Origin of the sequence: Leptolyngbya sp. PL-A3 (assembly GCF_039962325.1) — a bacterium.
GTDB lineage: Bacteria > Cyanobacteriota > Cyanobacteriia > Elainellales > Elainellaceae > Vacuolonema.
On the sequence record NZ_JAMPLB010000019.1, the window covers coordinates 38628 to 60044 of the forward strand.

Sequence of the window (21417 nt, forward strand, 5' to 3'; positions counted from 1 at the left end):
CTGGTGCTCTGTCAAGAATTTTTGTCAGGTCTGCGAATCTACAAAAAGGTTCTTAAACTTACTTTTTAAGAGCCGAGTAGCTGACTCTTAAAGATTGACCGGGCACAAGCGGCGGCACTGGATAGCGTAGCGGATTACCCCCATGAGCAGGTATCACAATTTAAAGTTGGGGGATCGTGCCTTGGCTGGACGGCGTCCGAGACAAACGCCCTGGCGCTGGGAACGTTGGTTAGGATGGATTGTGCCCCTAGCAATGGCTCTGACCCCTGCTCATGCCGCCGAGCGGATTACCCTTTCCTATGGGTTACTCGAACGCAGCATCAGCATCGAAACCCTCGAACAGTTCTCTGCCAGCGAAGACATACCTCAGGAGCTCAAGTCTTACACGCGAGCCTTTACCCCTGAACAGGTCGAACAGTTTCGACAATTACTCAGGACACGGTTTGACCTTTCTCCGGTCGGCATTTCCCAGTTTCTCTATACCGATCAGGGAGAAGCTCTGCTGGAACAATTGGGAGCCGTTGTGCGCACAGAGTCCGGGCGATCGGGTTCTCGTGCCCTTCGAGCGGCTCTCGTGCTGGCGGCCTTTGACCCAGAGGGGCTGACTCCCCTCACGGTGCTGCAACACTTCCCCCTGGATGGCTTGCAAATTGACCTGACCCAAACCTCCCAGATTGTTGCCCAGGTGCAGCGGCAAGTAACTCAGACCCAGCGGGCGATCGCTGCCATCGAAGCAGAAGCTGATGAGTCGATTGATAACACCCCCTCGCCCAACTTCTCAGAGTTACCACAACTAGAACGGCGTGGGTCTTTTCGCATTGATCAATACACCTTTGAGCTAGTCGATACAGAGCGCGATCGCACCTTTGCCGTTGACCTGTACCTCCCCGTTCTGGAACTGAATCAACCACCGCCTCCTATCGTAGTCATTTCCCATGGTCTGGGGTCAAACCGGGATACCTTCGCCTATTTGGCCCGGCACCTCACCTCCCATGGCTTTGCCGTGGCGGTACCCGAGCACCCCGGAAGCAACACCCAACAACTGGAAGCCCTGATTGAGGGGCGGGCCCAGCAGGTCACAGAACCCAGTGAATTCATCAATCGCCCTCTAGATGTAACCCGGTTGCTCGACGAACTGGAGCGCCGGGCCCAGCAAGACCCGACCTTGCGAGGACGGTATGACGTGCAGCACGTTGGGGTCATGGGACAATCCCTCGGAGCCTATACCGCTTTTGCTCTGGCCGGGGTTCCTCTCAACCGTACCCAGTTGGCAGCCGATTGTGCCGCGACAAACACCATCACCTTCTCGCTCAATCTCTCATTGCTATTGCAGTGTGATGTGCTAAATTTGCCCATTCCCGATCAACTCAACTTTCGAGATGAGCGGGTCAAAGCTATTTTTGCCATTAACACTGTAGGTAGCAGCCTGCTCGATCGCACGGCCCTGGCTCAGGTCGATATTCCTGTCATGGTAGTGTCGGGTGGTGCAGATACCGTCACTCCGGCCCTACCGGAGCAGATCACCCCCTTCTCTCAATTGGCCATACCCGATCGCTATCTGTTGATGATGGAAAATGCAACTCACTTTTCCGCCATCGACATTCCAGAAGGCGAGACGGCTACGGTCACCCTGCCCTCGGAACTGGTAGGACCAAGCCCGGCGATCGCTCATCAGTATCTCACAGCCTTCAGCCTGGCCTTTTTTGGGCATTATCTGCAAAATGATGGCTCTCTGGAGAATTACCTTACTCCGGCCTATGCCCGCTATCTGAGCCAACCCGATTTGCCCATTGACCTGGTTCGTAACTTCTCCCCAGGCGTGCTTTCCCTGGTTGAGGCAATTCCTCTCAACCGATAGTTTGGAGGAACTCTAAAACTGGATGAAAGAGTCATTTTTTTCGTGCGCTTACCGTACGAAACCTCAGTTCGGGATAAGCTGAAGTGCTCATTTTGGCGTGCGCAAAGCGCACGCCAAAATGAGCGTTTTCGAGTGCCGCGCGTTGCGCGGCACTCGAAAACGCCCTTAACCCGAACTCAGGTTACGAAGAAAATGACTCTTAAAACCGCCTGAGCCGATGACCAGTCCTGTTGAACGCAAAAAGGTGCAGCATGTTACGCTGCACCTTTTTATATAGACGGTTCTTAGGTAGCTACCGCTTACCCCGTCGCTCCTGATCTTGACGGCGGCGATCGCGCCAATCGATGGCGGTGAGATAAGCCACACCACCCGTAACCAGCAACATCAACAGCAGGGCAACTGTAGACAGAATAATCAGAGGTGAGATCTCAATGGGCATTGGAAAGGCTCATCTAGAAACCGTTACGTCCCCACACCACCATTGAAATGGAGAAGGTAAAAACGACCAGCAGCGAAACCCAGCCCAAGGTCAAGATATCCATAAGTGCAGTACCCAACTGACATAACACAGCGTTCATCGCCTATGATACCGCCTTTTGGATAGCCTTAGAGCCAGCCGCAACGATCCCATTATCCCTCTAAGAATCCGTTTGCAAGTCTTGGAAAGGGTTGATACTGCGTATGAAGCATCAACCCTTTCCAAGACTTGCAAATCAGTTTTAAAGCCTATATAAATCTGCCAAATATAGCGTTACTTTGCTCGATGACATAGGTGCTTCCGCAACATCTGACAAAATAGCGGAAGTACCATCCTAATGCGGAGAGATCAGCAGCGCAGCGTGCTAAATATCTCTTGCATCGAGTTAGGGTTGGCTACGGTCGTCAAACACCTGAAGGTGTGATTAGATGAAGGCAATTTTTAGCGGGAAGGCAATTTTAATGGCGTAGAAGCTTATCGTGACAGCTTCGGTCGTGGCTAAGGTCTTCCAGGTTTTTGGGTGGTGAGGAATGAGTCTTGCTCGAAAGTATCGCGTTCAGTTTGCGGCTCCCCGGGGCGATCGCATTCTGTTCTATTTAGTAACAGCTATAGCATTCCATGCTGGGGCTGGGGCTGCCGGATTTGTCGGTTGGCAAGAATGGCAAGCCACTGCTCCAGAGGCGATCGCCAGCACTCCCATTGAATTCATCTATATTGATGCTGACGATGATGCGTCTGTAGAAAATACCCCTCGACGAGCGCAATCTAATACCAAAGCTCAGGGTGAGCACCGGCCTAACTTACCGATTAATGCTGGGAAAGCAACCGCTGCTCCACAAAAAGCAATTCTGGCTGAAGACGCTTCTAAACCCGTTAATGCGGCTACTCTCAACATCCCAGGAGAAGTGCGTCCAGCCCAAAATAACGTGCCCCCTCCGGCATCACAAACTCCGCCCGTCGAAGAAGCAAAAGCTGTAACAGCTGATGCACCCACGACCCCACCCCCTTTGGTCGCCCCATCCCTCTCTACACCGGTCCCAACGTTGCCCTCTGAGGTAGTGGTTTCTCCGAGCACGATTTCACCAGAACCTGAAGTTGATCCCGCTGCACAGCCTTTCCCATTGCCCGAACCGCCAGAAGTTCCCTCGCCGCAGGCGATATCAGAGGCTGAAACTTTAGAGGCGAGCGTCCCCACTGAAAGCGCCCCCGCAGACGCAACACCCGCCTCGGTAACCCAGCCTATCGCTGCGAACACAGGGTTAGAAGGAACACCGAACCCGGATTACACCAACCAGGACGGCCCCGTACAGGTTGCCGCCCAGCAGGATGAGTTACGGGGAGCCTACGCTGCCCAGGTCAATGCCCAAATTATTGCTCAGTGGGAACGAATTCCTTTGGATGTTAGCCGTCAGGCGATCGTTCGTTTGGAGGTCGACCGCCTGGGGAATTTGCGACAGGTGGCATTAACACAGCCCTCCGGTTCTGCTGCAGCCGATCAAGCCGCATTGGAGGCTGTGCGTAATGCAGCACCCTTTCAAGCTTTTAATGATGAGATGACCGATGAGCGCTTGGGGATCAATATGACGTTCAATTACACCATCGCGACACCCACAACAGCTGCTACGCCATCAGGGAGGGAGGCCGCACCAATCGCCGCACCGCACCCGCAATCGGAATGACGTCCGCCGCAGTTGGTACTTCCATGACGGCAACGGTGGGGATCACTTCCATAACAGGGGTAAGCGCTGGTTGATAGAGTAAATCTTCGTCTGTTTTAACGGAAGATTCAGCAAAACAGGGTGTCGCTAAAGGACACGCTTTCCATTGAGCCTGTACGGGAACCCCCAGCTGATGACAGTTACCGCCCCGACGCCCTTCAACCTGGTAATAAAGGCAATGACGGCATGCGGAAACTTTGGGAGAAATGCTGCTCATTGGAAGATTTGATAGTGGAGGAAGTACTCCTATTCTGCGTTGGGTTTCGATCGAAGTTTTCTATAAAAAACCCACTCAAGACCTTATTTTTGTAAGGGTTCTAGCGATCCCAAATAAAAAACAAGTTTTACATTCTCTTCCGTTTTCGGTTAATTAAAGACACAGAAAAAAAGCACTAGTTTTTCTGTAGTAGGTATTATCCTTTACAAACCTAAGAACCCTCTCATTCCAAGAGCAACTGATCGGGGATCATCGGAAACAGGAAGCCAGGAGTATGGAAAGAAATACAATCTTCCAGTAGGAATTTCCAGAGTTAAAAAACAATTTAGCGATCGCTTCCACCCAGAGATTGAGCTAATTTCACTTTTATTAGGCAAATTTTCGGATCCTCAAAAAATCTTCTTGGTGTAGTACCAGTAGCCCCAAGAAACCTCGGCAAAACCAAGCAGCAATCCAGCAAATACTTAGAATGACGCATCGACACCTTGCATCTTCTGTGGAAGTGCAGCAATTCTCATAGTGGGCTTTGAGGCCTGAAAACTGCTCACCTCAGGCGAGCGGTTTTCAGGCTTGATTCCAAAATAAGAACTGCTGATGGGGGTAGCGGCACGGTTATGACTCCCACAAGGGCCTAGATTGACAGCTCAATGCCCCTGTGTTTGAGATGGAGGTGCTTGCACCTTCATCTCAAACACAGGGACTGTATTTCTACCACCTAGAATTTATTCAAAAAACTAATTTTGGGAAGGCATGGCCCAACGCGCACATCAAAATGGGCTTTTCGAGGGGCGCTTTGCGCGCCCCTCGAAAAGCCCATATCCCAAACTCAGGTTTGGTACAAAATTACGTAGGGCTACAAAGCACGCCCCTATAACGTTAAGAAGGCTTTGTCCACCCTGCCAACATCTCAAGTTAAACGGATGGGTCGGGCACAGACTCATCCTTTGAAGCATTGTCTCCACCGGGAGCCCAAGCTTTTGCAGCACATAACGAGCAAACTGACCAGCGCCGCAATTCCCCTTCTGGCGTAGGACAACGGCAGTCAGGGCACAGCGGCAAGTGTTGAGCGCGCGATCGCACTCGCCCTGCCCAAGCCTGAAACGCTGTCGTCGCATCCTTCGAAGGAGCCGGAGGCACAATCACAGACCCCGGGCCGCTTGTACGGCTGGGATGTTGCTGCCAAATCTTTTGCGACTCGGAAGCGATCGTTTCTGCCCCGCCGTTATACCAGTGAGCTGTGGAGAAGCGAATATCTTTAACGGCTAAAGATAGCTGAGAGTTGAGCTTATCGAGAATACGCTGCCGCTCAAACATCAGGTTCTGTGCCCACACCGAACTACTGGTCGCTACCTGAAGTACATCCCGTTGCAACGCAATGGGACGAGTTTGGGCTGCAACCGCTGTTCCCACCACCTCGGGCCAGTGAGCCAGCAAGCGCTGAAACTGTTGCCGATGGTTCCAGGTGGGCTCCTGCTCAAAAGAACCTAGTACTTGGTGGAGCGATCGCCACGCCATAAGATTTCCAAAACCTTCAATTCAAAATTGATTAACGAATCCCGAGTCTACCGATACCCTAGCCGACATCAATCGATACCAATCTAACGTCAATTCATACTATCAACAGGACTCCTATGGCTTTACCAGATTTAGCGTAGTTGTGCTTTTTACTCGAACATTGTCCACTATATATGGTACAGCCACACTAGTTATTAAATTTGCTAAAGAATTCGGTGATCCCCCTCTCTCACGGATCAAAAATGCTGCCTTCGAGTAGGCGTTCATTGATGGCAGGCTCACCCAATACGGTTACAGCGGTGGGAGAGCTAAAGACTAAGTCCTCAGCTCTCCCACCGCCGCAACTCAAATGAACCTGGCTACAGTTCAGCTCAGGGCTTACGCAAGTCCGCTCTATCAGAGCATTAATGTTGGGTGTGCTTTTCACACGACACCCAACATTAATGCGTAAGTTCTGTCAGCTCTTAAAAGCAGTGGCCCCAGCGATGCAGGCGCAACAATTTCCTACGTGCAATCAATCCTTAAACTGGACCGCTGACGGCTAGATTTGAGCTCCGAGGCTAGAAGTTCATACTGGTAGAGCCCGACCTTCCAGTCTCGTTCTTGGCGAGAATTGCCGATTCAGACGAGTTCTACCCCTGACTTTATTAAAATTCGCTATTATTATCAGTCATCATCAATAGAATAGAGGGCATACCCCTCGACCCGGCTATACGTTGCGTCCTTCCATGGCAGGAGAAAGACCCATGCCTCGCCGTCCATCCACTGATTCCGCTGCACCCCTGACAGATCTACATCCAGTGCTTCAGACAACGCTGCACTGTATGGATGTGCGCCTGGAGGACGAACTGGCTCGCTATCGGCGTGCACGACGGCGATCGCCCGTCCAGTCTCGCTGGGGAGAAGGGCAGCCGATCACAGACCCCGGAGTCAGCGCGATCGAAGCCGCTCCTCCCGTTGCGGAGACTGCTGCGTTGGCGATCGCTCCAAACCTGGCTGCCAATCTACAACCTGAACCCAGTTTCACCGCTCCTCTAGCGCCCGAAGCTCCCTCCAAGCCCTTTACCCCTCCCCAAACCGAAGGATATCCAGACTATTTGGAATCCTCTGAGCATTTGCTCCGTAGCCTGGCTGAAGACGAAGCTGAGCTGCGCACAGAGTCACAGTCAGCTCCTCGGTTGATGGATACGCTCCTGACTCCGCTTGGGGTAGGCTCCATGGTGCTACTGCTACTTTCCAGTGTGACCCTGGGGTACATCATGACCAACCCGAACGGACTGCCGTTCACGAGCGCCAAAGCTCCAGCTAATGAGGTTGGCACAGCCGCTTCTACAACCCCAGACACAACCACCGCCAGCAATGAGCCCAGTTCCTTCTACCCAGACCTATCAAGCGAAGAATTTCGTGATCTGAATTTGGACACCCTCAGCACACTGCCTGAGGATGGAACTTCCGAAGCCTCAACAACACCGAAACCTCCAACTGTCAACTCAAGCTCAGGGACGTCTGCGACTCCCCGCACTCCAACAGCAGCTCCCTCCATTGCTCCGAATACTGCTCGAGCAGCCCAGCCATCCCGAGCGGCCAGTTCTCCTTCAGCCAGTCGCCCGGCTGCATCTTCTCAACGCGCCAACACAGCTCCCGCTTCCCGGCCGGCAACCCCATCTCGCACCGCCAGCCGTCCGGCTCCAGCCGCATCTCCACGCCCTACAACCCGGCCCTCGGTTGCTGCCCGTCCAGCTTCTCGCCCGGCACCCGCTGCTTCCCGTCCGGCTCCATCCCCTGCTGCCTCTCGTCCGGCACCGTCACGACCGGCACCTACAGTAGCAGCCGCCCCATCGCGGCCATCCGCCTATTACTATGTCGTGACAGACTATACAGGCGATCGCAGCCTGGAGTCAGCTCGCCGTGCTGTAGGCGACGCTTATGTGCGCAACTTTGAGATTGGTGCGGTTGTCCAGTTTGGAGCATTTCAGGAAGAAGGCCGCGCCGAATCCCTACTTCAGGATTTGCAACAGCAAGGTATCCGAGCCAGAATCTATCGGGCTGAATCCAATTAGCAATGTCCAAGTTAGCTCTGGGTTCCCGGCTGTTTCTGTCCCACCTGCTGGTTACACTGCTGGGAACCCTTACGCTGGTAGTGATCAGCAAAATTTCATCTCCCCGGTACTTTATCCTGTACCTTGAGCGAATTCAGGGACGGGAGATTGTCGTGGGGCCATTTCGCCGAGACCTGATACAGGGGTTTCAGTATGCCTGGAACCGGGGAGCCTTCTGGTCTGTGGTGGTAGGTGCCAGCACAGCAGGCATTTTGAGTTATCTAGTTTCAAAGCGGATTGTGCAACCGCTGATCCAAATGGAGGAAATCACCAAGAAGTTTGCGGCTGGAAACTTACAAGAGCGACTGCCTTCTCAAGAAATTCCTGAGCTCGATCAGCTTGCCAGCAGTTTTAACCGTATGGCGGCGGGGTTGCAGGGGGTCGAGCAGCGGCGGCGAGATCTCGTCACGGATTTGAGCCACGAACTGCGTACTCCCCTGACCGTTATTGAAGGCTATTTGGAAGGCATGGGCGACGGTACTCTGGAGGCATCGCCGGAGCTATACCAGCTCCTATCGAAGGAAACGAACCGGATGCGGCGGCTGGTCAATGACTTACAGGAGTTATCCAAAATTGAGGCAGGCTACCTCCCCATCGACTCTCAGCCCACGGCCCTCTACCCCATCTTGCAGTCTGTCGTGCAGCGCTTTTCGGATCAACTGGTAGAGAATGAAAAGCTTACCCTACATCTGGATGAGCCGCTGGATTTGCCCCTCGTCCGGGGAGACATGGTTCGCATTGAACAGATTCTGGTCAACTTGATCAGCAATGCCATGCGCTACACTCCGCAGGGAACAATTCACGTAACCGCCTGGGAAGAAGGCGATCGCGTCTGGACAGCTATCAGTGATACTGGTATCGGTATTGCCCCCGAAGATCTCCCTCACATTTTTGAACGGTTTTGGCGATCAGATCGATCGCGCGATCGCAACTCTGGCGGTACCGGCGTCGGCCTCGCCATTTGCCGCCGTCTGGTGGAATTGCAGAACGGCACCATTGAGGTAGAAAGCCAGTTAGGAAGGGGAAGCGTGTTTCGGTTTTCGTTGCCCATGGCTTGAGGACGGGCTGAAAGTTTTTTTAACAAAAGGAGTGGGGCGGCGTGTTGCGCCGCCCCACTCCTTTTCTCCCAAAGTTCTCTCTTAGGCCGTTACCGCAAACCGCTCCTCTAGTGCTACACGCGCCTGCTCCCGATCGTCGAAGTGGACCTTTTCGGTGCCAAGGATCTGGTAGTCCTCGTGCCCTTTGCCTGCGATCAGAACGCCATCCCCAGGCTTCGCCTCTAAAATAGCGGTGCGAATGGCCTGGGCGCGATCGCCCAACACCAGCGGGTTAGTTCCCTCGGGAATCCCAGCCACAATGTCATCCAGGATGCGCTGAGGATCTTCAGTACGGGGGTTGTCGGAGGTGACAATGGCCCAGTCTGACAAGCGAGCGGCGATGCTGCCCATTTGAGGGCGTTTAGTGCGATCGCGATCGCCCCCGCATCCAAACACGCAGATCATCCGCCCTTTAATGAAAGGTCGGGATGCCTTAAGTAAGTTTTCCAGACTATCAGGGGTGTGGGCATAATCCACAATCACACTAATATCTTGATTGGGTTGCACTTGCACCTGTTCTACTCGACCGGGTACGCCGGAGAACCGGGGCAGCGCCGCTACGATGGTTTCCACATCCACTCCCAGGTGCAGAGCAGCTCCCACTGCCGCTAACAGGTTTGCCAGGTTGAACTGCCCCACCAGCGGAGACTTAAAGGAGGCGTTGCCCACAGGAGTATGGAGAATGCCACTCACACCATCGGGTTCATAAACCAGGTCGCTCGTCCACAGATCGGCAGTACTGTCTTGGGTGCTATAGGTCCAGACGCGACCGACCTCTAAACTGGAGGCAATACGCTTTCCGTAGGCATCATCCAAATTGATAATCGCCCGTCCCGCTAAATATTGCGGACTGAAGAGCAAGGCTTTGGCCTGGAAGTAATCTTCTAAATCCTTGTGGTAATCGAGGTGATCCTGCGTCAGGTTGGTGAACACCCCCACTTCAAACGTACAGTCGCTCACGCGTCCCTGAGCTAAAGCATGGGAACTGACTTCCATGACCGCCATCTGGCTACCGGCCTGGGCTGCTTCTGAAAGTTGCTCCTGCAACTCCAGGGCAAAGGGAGTCGTATGAACCGCAGTTTTTTGATAACCCGGCCAGCGTGCGTAGAGAGTACCCAGTAGAGCGACAGGTTTCTGAGCCTGTTGCAGGAAGAATTCGATCAGGTGAGTCGTGGTGGTTTTACCATTGGTACCCGTCACGCCGACTAGCTGCATCTTGCGGCTGGGGTAATCGTAGAAGGCGGCGGAGACAGCCGCGCAGGCGATCGCCATATCTGGCACTGCAATCACCAACGCATTGGGAAACTCACTACTGCTGGGAGGCTTGTTTTGCAGCGCTGAGGGGGAGACGAGGGCGGCGATCGCTCCCGATTCCACGGCACTGACCCAAAACTCGCCGCCATCCACCCGCGTTCCCGGCATCCCAATGAACAGACTTCCCGGTTTGCAGGCATGGGAGTTGGTACAAAGACCTGTCACTTCCTGGTCAAGGGCTGGATGCTCTGGCAGTCCAGACATGTCCGACAGGGTGGCCAGTAGTTCCTTCAGTTTCATGTCAGAATCTCCTCACAACTGCTGCCCCTATTGTGAATGATCCCCACCCCTATTTTTCTGTTTTCCTTTTGACAACCTGAGGCAAGTTATCTTACAAAATTGTCGTTGAAGCAGACCCTGACCCTTCTCTAGCGTAAGTTTAGGCTGATGTTAGCGCTATTCCGCCATAGAGGATCACCTTTTATCTTTCAAGGGAATAAATAATTAACGTCTCATTGAGTAACGCTATAAAATAGCTGGGTGAAATTTCAAATCTGTGTTGGTTACTGTGGGTGGAAGGGGCGCGAAGCATTCCTTCCACAATAACCAACCACCCATCGAAAACAGCACCAGAAATGCAGGGAGTATCACGTGAAAAACGGAGTTTTGACTGATCTCTTTGAACAGGGTGGAGAAATGGGGGCTCGGATCAAAGCCTTTGACTGGGCCTCGACCTCGATAGGGCCTATTGAAACCTGGTCCCAAAGCCTTCAGGTCACATTACAGGTTTTGCTGTTGTCCAAGTTTCCCATGCAGATTCTGTGGGGGCCAGACTACATTCATTTCTACAACGATGCCTATATTTCTATTGCAGGCAGCAAGCACCCTAAAGCCCTCGGGCAAGCGGGAAGCGAGTGCTGGAAAGAAGTTTGGGACGTAGTTGGCCCGATGTTGAATCAGGTCGTCGCCACAGGAAAGGCTACCTGGTCGGAGGATTTGCCCCTCCAATTGGAGCGCTTTGGACAGCCTGAAATCGGCTATTTCACCTTCTCCTATACGCCCATCTGGGAGGAATCGGGCCGAGTGGGAGGCATTTTTATTGCCGTCAATGAAACAACGCAGAAGATTATCAGTGAGCGCCGAGAACGGGAGCTCAGACTGGAAACCCAAGCAGCAAAAGAGGAAGCAGAGCAAGCCAATCACTTAAAAGATAGGTTTCTGGCGGTGCTGGCCCATGAGTTGCGATCGCCCCTTAATTCAATTCTGGGATGGAGTAAATTGCTACTCTTGCAAAAACTGGATGCAGAGGTAACCCAACGAGCATTAGAAACCATTGAACGCAATGCCAAATTACAGGCACAGATGATCGATGATCTACTCGATACGTCTCGGATCTTGCGGGATAAACTCACTTTAAATATTGTTCCAACACCTCTAATTCCCATTATTGAAGATGCCATGGAGACAGTTCATTCCATGGCAAAATCAAAGTCAATTCAATTAATTACACAGTTTGAGAATACTCCACACTATGCCTTGGGTGATGCGAACCGCTTAAAGCAGGTGGTCTGGAATTTGTTGTCGAATGCCATTAAGTTCTCCCCGATTGGAGGCAAAATTATTATTCAACTCAATTATTTTGATGTCTTTGCCCAGATCCAGGTGATTGATGACGGTCGGGGTATTTCCGCCGATTTTCTGCCTCATGTGTTTGAGCATTTTGAACAGGCGGATAGCACGACAACACGTACCTATGGCGGCCTGGGTTTAGGATTGGCGATCGCTAAACAAATCGTTGATAAACATGAGGGCCGCATTCACGCTGCCAGCTATGGAGAAGGCCAAGGGGCAACCTTTACGGTGCAAATTCCCCTAGCGGCCACGCCATCCATGCCAGTTTCTACGAACCTTCCTACAAACGAGGACAGACTGGACAACATTCATGTCCTGGTGGTGGACGATGATGCCGACAACCGCGAGATGATTACCTTTGCCCTGGAGATGTATGGTGCCAGGGTAACCACATCCTCCTCAGCATCGGATGCTCTCGACACGCTGTCCCAATGCAAACCCGACGTTCTGCTCAGCGATATTGGCATGTCTGAGATGGATGGCTACACTTTAATGCAGCACATTCGAAAAGTAACGCAAACCAGTCAAATTCCCGCGATCGCCCTTACCGCTTACATCAGCGAAGCCGATCGCCAACAAGCCCTGGCTGCAGGCTTTCAGGAACACATGCCGAAACCATTAGAGCCAGCGCTACTCGTCGAAACCATTCTGAAACTGGTGAAAGGCTATACTCCCGTTTAGCCTGCATGATTCACCAAAAGATTCCAGCAATTCTCAGTATGGGTTTCAAAGCTGAGAGTTCGTGCCCGTCGGGCACGAACTCTCAGCTTTGAAACCCGAAAATAGCCCGCCTTCGGCGGGCTATTTTCGGGTTGGATATCAAAATGAGAATTGCTGAAAAGATTCTCATGTGCTGAAAATTTTGTAATGACACTGCATGCAGCGTCATTACAAAATTTTCAGCACATGAGGGACAAACTCAACGCACTCTTTATAGCCCTGGCATAGCTTCTGATGGCGTAACTCATGGTCAAAACTACGCAGCTTCTGTATCGTCTTCGCGACTGAGGAGTAGTTTGAACGCCATGATAATAAAACCGATGGCGGCGATCGCCTTCACCCATCGTTCTGGCAGGAGTGTGCCAACCCCTTCTCCTAATAAAACCCCCAGAAAACTTGCCAGTACCAGCGCCAGAGAAGCCCCCAAAAATACCGCCCGGATGGATTTACAACTACTGCCAAGGGCGATCGCGGCCAACTGGCTTTTATCTCCTAACTCAGAAATAAAAACCGTTACAAAGGTCAAACCCAATAATTGTAAATTCACCGCTCCAGGCTCCAGGAGAAAGAGGTTTAAGACAGGAAGGAAACAAGGGTAAAATTCTGTCAGCCCTGGCTCACATCCCACAACAACAAGGCCGCGATACCCAGCAGTAAGACCGCAGCGGATTTCTCCAAAACCTTTGGGGAAATCCGAGAGGAAAGCCAACGCCCTAGCAGCACGCCACATAAGCTCGTTGCCACGAGCGCCACTGCCGCACCCAAAAACACCGTCCATGGAGAACCTGACTCGGCGCTCATGAGCAGCACGGTCAGTTGGGTTTTATCTCCCACCTCGGCCAGAAAAATAGTGAAGAATGTAGAGAGGAAAATTTGCAGCTCGGCCTGCCAGGTGAGGCAATTTTGAGGTTCTACTGTGGCCGGAGTCTCGGAAAGAGTTTCGTCCGGGGTGACCGCTAGGGAAGGAGCAGGAGTCACCGAAGTTAGAGCGTCTGAAGCCAAGGTTGGGGAGTTGGAAGTAAGTGTCACTGGCAGCCTGGCGGACTAATTTTTCATATTCTTTTCATTATCCTGTGGAAATGTCTGGAACGCAATCCCAAATTTCATCCTTAATGTCCATTGACTGGTTATCGCAACTGCGCCAAGAGCGGGCGATCGCCGTTATCCGTTCTCCTGAGTTCGCTCTGGGCTTTCAAATGGCCCAAGCCGTTGCGGCCGGCGGCATGGGGCTGATTGAAATTACCTGGAATAGCGATCGTCCGGCCCATCTCATTGCTCACCTGCGAGAAACTTTACCCCACTGCACCATTGGTGCCGGAACATTGATGACCGAAAGCCAGGTAGAGGAAGCGATCGCCGCCGGAGCCCAGTTTCTCTTTACCCCGCACACAAACCCTCGTCTTATCGAAACAGCTGATCGAGCCCATGTGCCAATGGTGCCCGGTACTCTAACCCCCACAGAAATTGTGACGGCATGGCAAGCTGGGGCTTCGGCAGTGAAGGTATTTCCAATCCAATCGGTAGGTGGAGCGAATTACCTGCGCTGCTTGCAGGGGCCGATAGGTCAGATTCCCATGATTCCGACAGGGGGTGTGACACTGGAGAATACGCGCACCTTTTTAGAGGCAGGAGCGATCGCCGTAGGCCTTTCCGGGCAATTGTTTCCACAGCAGGCGATCGCCACAGGAGATTGGTCGCAAATTACTGATCTGGCTCAAACCCTGCGCCAACGAATTCACAGCTTCTTGATAGGAGCCAATGGACACTCGCCTATACATAGCGGAATGGATAAAGCATAAGGGCGGCTTCAAACCTACTGAGCCACACTATCCCTCTAGTTCTTGAGCATTATGGGTATGCTTCGGTACGCCCAAAACGCTCGTTTGCGATCTAACGCCCTTAGGAGATTTCTGAGAAACAATATCCCCATTATTTGGAAAAAAGGCGCGGCTTCGCCGCGCCTTTTTTCCAAATAATGGGGAAGTTCTTATCTGGAAATCTCCTTAACCCGAACTCAGATTATTGAGCCTCACCAATCAATGTGAAGGCGGCCCAGTCAAATGGGTGATTATATTCGTTTTTGGCATCCAGCATAGCTTGTCGTAGGGCCTGGGCTTTACCCTGCCCCTGGCGCAGGTTCTCGTAAAAGTGGGTCATGACAAAGGCTGTGGAGGTATCAGACACGGCCCACAGGGAAACGATGATGCTGGCGGCACCTGCCGAGATAAAGGAGCGGGATAAACCAATCACCCCATCCCCCGTAATTTCGCCGCGACCCGTGTTACAGGCACTTAACACCACCAGATCGGCATTTAGACGCAGGCTGAGAATTTCGGCGGTGGTTAGAAGCCCATCGGTTTCAGCAGAGGAAAGTGGCGGTGAACCAAGGGCGGGCCTTTCTTCAGAAGGAGCTAATGCGATCGCCCCCGGCATATCACGCCCCCTTCCCTGCTGAGCCTGACCATAGTTCAACAGACCGTGAGTTGCCAGGTGAATAATGCGGGCTGTAGGCATGCGATCGCGTACAGTTACCTCTGTGGCTTGTTCACCCAAAAGAGCAGGCACATTGAGCAATCGGGCGATGTCTCGGGCTTCCTGCTCAGAACCGGGCAGAGGAGCCAGAGGCTGGGGTGGATCACCGGGTTTAGACGATATTGCGGGCATCGTTGGGTTACCCACCAACAGCACCGAGGCGAGTGCATCACCGCTTGTTCTCGTCTCACGATGGCCCTGCTGAGCCTGGGCCAATCCAATGACCTGAATGGAGGGGGCTGTGAGCAAGGTGTGGCGTTCAATTAAATAACGACCGTCAGTGTCCTGAAGCGCAGCAAAAGGCACCAAAAACAACGCATCCTGCGGAATGATGATGACAGGAGCGGTGGGTTCCGCAGGCAGGAGATCCTCGATGGGGGCAATCAAGTGTTCATGCAGTTGTTGCAACTTGGGCCAATCGAAGCTAGTTGCACTGGCACCATCGCGCTCCTCGCCGCGCACCCCCAAAGCACGGCGGCTACTAGCAACCAGATTACTCAGGGAGCTACTCGAGCGGTTTTGATCCCAGAGAGGTTGTAAATCGACACGACGAAAAGCGATCGCCCCCGATGGTGGCACCACCCAAATTAATAACTCTGCCTCCCGCCCCCGCTGCCGCCCCTGAAACCGAAATGCATCATCTGCCACGATCGCATACTCCACCAGTGTGGCGTTCTGACGCTGGGCGATCGCTCGCATCTCCTCCACCGTAGGCGGTGGCAGCACATCGGACGGGAAGCCAGGATTGCTGCGACGTGTTAATAGTTCTGCAAAGGCTCGCGCCCGCCCCCGCTCCGATACCTCCAATGCGGCCTCGTAGCGCTCCCGAGCCACGAGAATTTGCTGCAACAGGTTGTAGCTGAATATCTGACTATCAAACAGGGCGATATTATCCAGATCCGACAGACCAGGGCGCAAGGACTCGAGATGGGCGATCGCCTGCCGCAGCAACTCCTCTGCTTCTCGATACTGGCCCTGGTTAAACAGAGTATGGCCGAGATTATTCTGTACGGTTGCCTCTAGGCGCGGATCGCCCAGGGTTCGTGCAATGACCAGGCTCTCCCGCTGTAAAGCGATCGCCCCCTCCAGATCCTCTCGCTCCTCCTGCACCATCCCCAGACTGCCCAAGCCCATCGCCTCCAGGGAGCGATCGCCTACCTCCTGCGCCAGGGTTAAACTCTGACGATAATAAACCTCTGCGCGATCCAGATCGCTCTTCGCATGGTAAGCCGACGCCATATTGAGGAGTAGGTGTGCCTGAGCCTGGTGATAGCGGGTTGGTTCGGGTTGGCTACCCAGAGCTTCGAGCCGCACCAGACTTTGCTGGTACTGGGCGATCGCCTCGTCATAGTCGCCCTCATTGGCATAGAGCACCCCCAGATTGCTGAGCGTCTCCGCTTCGCCCACCGCATCATTCTGCGCTTGCACAATAGCCAGTGCCTGCTGATGAGCTTGAATTGCGGCATTGTAATCCCCCACAGCCGCATAGGCATTGCCTAGATTGCCCCACACGCGACCCGTTGCAGATTGGTAAGCGTCTCCGAGGGATTGCATGAGATGGAGAGCTTGCTCCTGCACGGTTACCGCTCGGGCGTATTGTCCGACTTCGCGGTAAGCTACGCCTAAATTGCTGAGTACCTGAGCCTGAGCTAAGCGATCTGCCTCAGGCAAAGGTGCGGATTCTGCCTCGACTCGGCTCAGAAATTGCTCCAAGTGAGCGATCGCCTGCCCATAATCCTCCAGATTTAAATAGGCAGAACCCAGGGCACTGAGGGTAGAGCGCTCTCCCGCACGATCCTGGGCTTGCTGATAGAGGGTGAGGGCTTGTTGCCAGGGGGCGATCGCCGCCTCCACCTGCTGATCTTGATAAAGCCGGTAGCCCTGCCAAAATAGCTCCAAGGCCTGCTCCGATAAGGACGGAGAAGTGGTAGGTGCTGATTCCACAGCCAGGGTTACTGGCAGGTTCAGGGCAACTAGCGGTGTCCCTATTCCGCTCAAACATAGACCCAAAAGCAAGCAGCTGAGGAATTTGACCAAGCGACTCAAGCGCGATCGGTGCATAAGGGGTATCAAGGAGAATCAGAGGTGTTCGGCTCTGCTGCCCCCGGAGGAATTGCCAGTTGAGGGACAACTCCCGGCTCAATCCGTAGCACTGGCTCCTCATCAGATCGGGTTGTACAGGGTGAAGCTGCGGTTTCGCTGCTGCGGAGGGCGATCGTTTCCGGGGTGTTGGGAGTCAGCCCTGGGTTTACAGGGCAAGTTTCTGTACTGCTCTCGTCGTTCTCCAACTGAGCTGTAGTCACGTTGTTGCCTGAAGCCCCTGACCCACCATCACCATTGCCACCACTGCCAACACCACCGGGGCCGCCACCAGGACTGCCGCCAGGACCACCACCGGGGCCACCGCCAGGACCACCACCAGGACCACCACCGGGGCCACCGCCATTATCGGGAGGAATCGGCGCAAAAGTGTTGTTCTGCAATGAGCCGTAGAGGTTGACATTCGTGCCGGCTCCTACGGCGATCGCCCCCACTGTACCGCTGGCATTATTCACAACATTGCTCGGCACCAAGCCGTAGGTGTTGTTGAGACGAAGGTTGAAGGGATTGTTGGGGTCGAAAGTCGCGAAGGTATTTGCGGCATCCTCTGGCACCAAAGTAGGATTAGCCGTTGTCGTCAGTGGCCCCGTTGAAAAAGACTCCCCAGCACCGATGACAGTAATCCGTCCGGGTCGTCCTTCCACAGTAAATTGATTGTCCACCAGGGTAGAGGCTCCCGCCCCACCATAACGAATCACAACCGGGGCATTAAACCCACTGCTGGTCACGACACTACTACTGGGACGAGTCAAGATACTTACGGGAAACAGTGTGTTATCTGTCCTGGTTGGGTCAAACGTGCCATTTGAGGAGCCAGGGCGAATGCTAATAAACTCGGCAACGTTGTTTGGATCAGCAAACAAACTGGCAGGTACTCCCTGGCTGATCAAGTAGTTGATGAGTTGGGTATTGCCGCGTAAGGGCACAAAGGTCTCCAGCAAACCTGCTCCATAGCCTAAAGCCCGAAATGCCCCCGCCGCTGTGACATCGACACCACCTGCCCCCGCATCAATAGCCCCTACAGTAATGTCACCACCTGAGGTGAGCCGCACTTGCCCAAAATCTAGCGAGTCTCCTGAAATATTGGTATTCAGGTTCCCTGTCGTGATGTTGCCACCAGCATTTAAACGAATACCCTCACCACCTAAAATGTCGCCCGTCTGTATAGAACCACGGGCTGAGAGAACCACCCGTCCATCAAACCCAACGGTGACATTGCCCACAGTCAAATTGCCGCCAGAGGCCGTCGTTGGAGTAAACGTTGTGCCCCCAAGGGCCGTTGGAGCCCCCAGGTTAGCCGGATTACTTAATTGCGTTACCCCTGCCCGCAAAACCACAGACCCTGTGGTGCTCAGCAGAGCAACTTCTGGGTCAGTTCCGGTCAGGGCTGTATTTGGCCCCGTAATGTCAATATTGCCGCCCTGGATGCTGCCCAGAGCCTCTACCCAAAGCGAAACGCCACTGTAATTCCCAAACGTCACGTTGCCACTAGCACTGATGACGCTGCTAGCATTTTGGTTTGTGGTGGTAAAGGCACGGGGATTACCCAGAGCATCCAGCACTGCGAAATCACTCCCGGCCCCGAACCGTCCATTCGCCGTAATCGCATTGTTGCTGATTAATGTGATATCCCCATTACTGCGGAAGACAGAACCTGTATTCGTCAAAGCATTCAGGCTAATGCCACCACCACCCCGCAAGGTCATGTTATTACCCGCTTCAAACACAATCGCATCTGCAGCAGAATCAAGGATTTGTAGAGTTCCTGTTTGAGCGGTAACTTGCAAATTGCGAGCTGCGATCAGGGAGTTGGCCGAGATGGCATTGTTGCGAATACCAAGGTTAGTTTGAGACTGGAGAGTGAGATCCTGGCGCGATCGCACCGTTGAATCATTCAAATTCATCGTGACAGCCTGCACCGCCACGTTACCTGCATCCACAAAACTCTCGGTAAGAACAAAATTTTGCACCTGGGCATTCAGGTTACCCCGGGTGTTGATAGTGGCATTTTGAATATTAAAGTTCTGCCCTGTTAATTGAAGAGATCCAGTAAGCGAAGGGAAAAAGCCATCCAGTTGTGTTGTTCCATTACTCAGGAAGGACACATCACGCCCAAAGATTTGAATATCTAAGGGGTTTGCGCTGCCAACAGTATCGTTAAAGGCAACGGTATCTGCACTCACAGACAACCGCCGAAATCCCACCGGGCGTTCCACTGTGCCATTAAAGGTAACAGTTCCTCCAGTAGACGACCCAACCCCTAATTGGGCCGAAGATGCACTTCCTACGGTGACATCACCATTGAAGGTCAAATTACCACCGTTGAGCGTGATTGCCTCATCCAACAAAATATCGGGTGCTGTGAGGGTGAGGTCAGACACCAATGTATTGGCAGAAGCGTTAATGGCGCTGGTGATATCAATGTTATTGCTGGCGGTAATGATGACATTGCCTGTGTTCAGCAACTGAGCAACCCGATCCGCTGTGATGAAAAAGGTGCCACCCGGATCACCCGCAAGAATTTGTCCGTCATCCAGTTGGGCATCGTCAGTCCCTACGGCTCCAATGATGACGCTGGCTGGATCGAGCAGCAGGGTGCCCATCGTTCCGGCTGGGGCACTCACATCCACGGTCCCATCAAAGCTCAACCCGTTGCGACCGGAAACTTCTGCAAAGCCGCCGTTACCAGCTGCTAAGCCACCGCGTGCGGTCAGGGTGCCATTAAACTGGGTACCGTTTTCAGACCAGAGAATAACTCTCCCGCCATCTCCTGTGGTAAGAGCATCGGCAGCGATCGCCGTCCCCCCATCCACTACAGTTTGACTGGCAGCAGGCAAAGTTGCTTGCCCCTGGTAATCACCACCGATGCGAACCGTGCCACCACCGCCCTCTCCACTGGCGTTCACCGTGGCTCCGATGAGGGAAACGCGATCGCCTACCACGGTAATCTCAGAATTCGCAGCCGTCTGGGGTGAAGCTGTTGTAAGGGAGCCCGAAATGGTGGTGCTGCCCGGAGTAGTGGCAATAGTTCCAGACCCACCTAATCGCACAGTTCCATCGGCATCCACCGTCAGCGCGGTAGCGTTCGCTAAATTCCCACCGGTCAACAATTCCGGCAACGTAGCCGGGGTCAAAGCGACCGGGTTCGATCCTCCAGATAGCGGCTCAAACTCAACACTCAGTAAGCTGCCAACCTGGCTCAGCCGCACCAGATTTTCCCCTGGTACCGCTGCCACAGTAATCGTGCCGCCTGGAGCCTCTAACGTACCAGTGTTAACAACCGTGCCGCCGATCAAGGTAAGGCTTTGACCTTCATCAACGGATAGAGTTCCTAAATTGGCGATCGCCCCCGGTTGCCCCAACTCAAACGCAAAGCTTGACGGTGTCCCGACCAGCGCATCATAGCCATTCGTGCCTACCGCACTAAACCAACCATCATCAAACCCAATGCCGGTAGCCGTCGTTGCTGTAAAAGAACCGGCTAAATCCAGGCGGGCATTGGGGCCAAATACAATCCCTGCGGGATTCATCAAGTACAGGTTGGCATTGCTATTACTGACGCGCACCAACCCATCAATAACGGAGGCATCCCCACCCGTTACCCGTCCCAAGATATTCTCAATCTGCGGGTTGGCGAGGAAGTTGGCAATTTCGTCGGGGCTCAGACCCAGGCGTTCAAAGCTGTGAAAGAGGTTTTGGCGATCGCTCGACAATGTCCCCCCATCAATGTCATAGCGGCTTCCATCCTGAGTTACCTGTGTTCCTGTTCCGTCCTGAGCTGGGGCGATCGACTGCGCCCATCCTGCCGCAGCCGTCCAACACCACGAGAGCGTCACGGCAGGAACTAACCACCAGAGGCGAGAGAAGGCAGACATGGCGATGACCTCAGGATGAAGCGGTGGAATGGAATCGATGCGATGTACTTCGGATGGCCACTATGCAAAACGGTGCATGGAGGGGGCGATTCCCCAGGGGAGGCGATCGCCCAACAATCCTCAAGGAGATACAAGCTCTCCGAGTATAATTCCGCTGGCAAATAAATTCATGATTACGTAACGATACTCAAATACTTATGACAGAGCTTTCCTGAGGGATCACCCCAAACACTTTAGGGACGGCTATGGCTAGCTACTGAAACGTACTTTGTAGAATCCGTCAAGGAACGGCAACGGCTGGGTGCTTTAACGTGGGATGTGT

At 53.4% G+C, this 21417-nt stretch carries 16 protein-coding genes; 6 read left to right on the forward strand and 10 right to left on the reverse strand.

Going from position 1 to position 21417, the window contains the following annotated elements:
- Window positions 1–142: 142 nt before the first annotated feature.
- Complete coding sequence (locus tag NDI52_RS15925) at window positions 143–1858, forward strand: alpha/beta hydrolase (protein ID WP_190770713.1); 1716 nt, start codon at window positions 143–145, stop codon at window positions 1856–1858.
- Between the two features lie 292 nt (window positions 1859–2150).
- Here the strand turns inward: NDI52_RS15925 and NDI52_RS15930 are convergent, their stop codons facing one another.
- Both NDI52_RS15930 and petN read right to left on the reverse strand, forming a co-directional pair.
- Window positions 2151–2297: a hypothetical protein gene (locus NDI52_RS15930; RefSeq protein WP_190770290.1), complete on the reverse strand. Its 147-nt coding sequence runs from the start codon at window positions 2295–2297 to the stop codon at window positions 2151–2153.
- Window positions 2298–2310: 13 nt separating this feature from the next.
- Window positions 2311–2400 (reverse strand): cytochrome b6-f complex subunit PetN, encoded by a 90-nt coding sequence (petN, locus tag NDI52_RS15935; protein ID WP_075599400.1) that lies wholly within the window; start codon window positions 2398–2400, stop codon window positions 2311–2313.
- Window positions 2401–2866: 466 nt separating this feature from the next.
- Between petN and NDI52_RS15940 the strand changes: the two genes are divergently transcribed.
- Complete coding sequence (locus tag NDI52_RS15940) at window positions 2867–4015, forward strand: TonB family protein (RefSeq protein WP_348256466.1); 1149 nt, start codon at window positions 2867–2869, stop codon at window positions 4013–4015.
- Here NDI52_RS15940 and NDI52_RS15945 read toward each other — a convergent pair.
- The 3 genes from NDI52_RS15945 to NDI52_RS15955 all read right to left on the reverse strand — a co-directional run bounded on the left by NDI52_RS15945 (window position 3957) and on the right by NDI52_RS15955 (window position 6213).
- Window positions 3957–4271, reverse strand: a complete 315-nt coding sequence (locus tag NDI52_RS15945; RefSeq protein WP_190770285.1) for a hypothetical protein — start codon at window positions 4269–4271, stop codon at window positions 3957–3959. The two genes, NDI52_RS15940 and NDI52_RS15945, sit on opposite strands and share 59 nt — an antisense overlap.
- 912 nt (window positions 4272–5183) lie before the next feature.
- Window positions 5184–5786, reverse strand: coding sequence for a DUF721 domain-containing protein (locus tag NDI52_RS15950; protein WP_190770284.1), 603 nt, complete (start codon window positions 5784–5786; stop codon window positions 5184–5186).
- A 229-nt stretch (window positions 5787–6015) separates the two neighbouring features.
- On the reverse strand, window positions 6016–6213 hold the full coding sequence (locus NDI52_RS15955; RefSeq protein ID WP_190770283.1) for a hypothetical protein: 198 nt from the start codon (window positions 6211–6213) through the stop codon (window positions 6016–6018).
- A gap of 319 nt (window positions 6214–6532) precedes the next feature.
- Here NDI52_RS15955 and NDI52_RS15960 point away from each other — a divergent pair, with 319 nt between their 5' ends.
- Window positions 6533–7846 carry a hypothetical protein gene (locus NDI52_RS15960; protein ID WP_190770282.1) on the forward strand — a complete coding sequence of 438 codons (1314 nt, stop codon included), beginning with the start codon at window positions 6533–6535 and terminating at the stop codon, window positions 7844–7846.
- 2 nt (window positions 7847–7848) lie between these two features.
- On the forward strand, window positions 7849–8943 hold the full coding sequence (locus NDI52_RS15965; RefSeq protein WP_190770281.1) for a HAMP domain-containing sensor histidine kinase: 1095 nt from the start codon (window positions 7849–7851) through the stop codon (window positions 8941–8943).
- 81 nt (window positions 8944–9024) lie between these two features.
- Here NDI52_RS15965 and NDI52_RS15970 read toward each other — a convergent pair whose 3' ends face one another.
- The gene (locus NDI52_RS15970; RefSeq protein ID WP_190770280.1) at window positions 9025–10536 is read right to left on the reverse strand and encodes a UDP-N-acetylmuramoyl-L-alanyl-D-glutamate--2,6-diaminopimelate ligase; all 1512 of its coding nucleotides are present in this window, start codon (window positions 10534–10536) and stop codon (window positions 9025–9027) included.
- A gap of 351 nt (window positions 10537–10887) precedes the next feature.
- Between NDI52_RS15970 and NDI52_RS15975 the strand changes: the two genes are divergently transcribed.
- On the forward strand, window positions 10888–12549 hold the full coding sequence (locus tag NDI52_RS15975; protein ID WP_199307666.1) for an ATP-binding protein: 1662 nt from the start codon (window positions 10888–10890) through the stop codon (window positions 12547–12549).
- A 295-nt stretch (window positions 12550–12844) separates the two neighbouring features.
- Here the strand turns inward: NDI52_RS15975 and NDI52_RS15980 are convergent, their stop codons facing one another.
- Together NDI52_RS15980 and NDI52_RS15985 are read right to left on the reverse strand one after the other, a co-directional pair.
- A complete protein-coding gene (locus tag NDI52_RS15980) occupies window positions 12845–13135 on the reverse strand; it encodes a TMEM165/GDT1 family protein (RefSeq protein WP_190770279.1) in 291 nt (96 codons plus the stop codon).
- 59 nt (window positions 13136–13194) lie between these two features.
- Entirely contained in the window at window positions 13195–13590 is a 396-nt protein-coding gene (locus NDI52_RS15985) for a TMEM165/GDT1 family protein (protein ID WP_199307670.1), read from the reverse strand.
- Window positions 13591–13667: 77 nt separating this feature from the next.
- On the opposite strand from NDI52_RS15985, the gene NDI52_RS15990 reads away from it, so the two are divergent.
- Window positions 13668–14387 (forward strand): bifunctional 4-hydroxy-2-oxoglutarate aldolase/2-dehydro-3-deoxy-phosphogluconate aldolase, encoded by a 720-nt coding sequence (locus NDI52_RS15990; protein ID WP_199307667.1) that lies wholly within the window; start codon window positions 13668–13670, stop codon window positions 14385–14387.
- 220 nt (window positions 14388–14607) lie between these two features.
- Here the strand turns inward: NDI52_RS15990 and NDI52_RS15995 are convergent, their stop codons facing one another.
- Both NDI52_RS15995 and NDI52_RS16000 read right to left on the reverse strand, forming a co-directional pair.
- Window positions 14608–17118 carry a CHAT domain-containing protein gene (locus tag NDI52_RS15995; RefSeq protein WP_190773267.1) on the reverse strand — a complete coding sequence of 837 codons (2511 nt, stop codon included), beginning with the start codon at window positions 17116–17118 and terminating at the stop codon, window positions 14608–14610.
- 71 nt (window positions 17119–17189) lie between these two features.
- On the reverse strand, window positions 17190–21095 hold the full coding sequence (locus NDI52_RS16000; protein WP_190773266.1) for a filamentous hemagglutinin N-terminal domain-containing protein: 3906 nt from the start codon (window positions 21093–21095) through the stop codon (window positions 17190–17192).
- Window positions 21096–21417 lie beyond the last annotated feature (322 nt).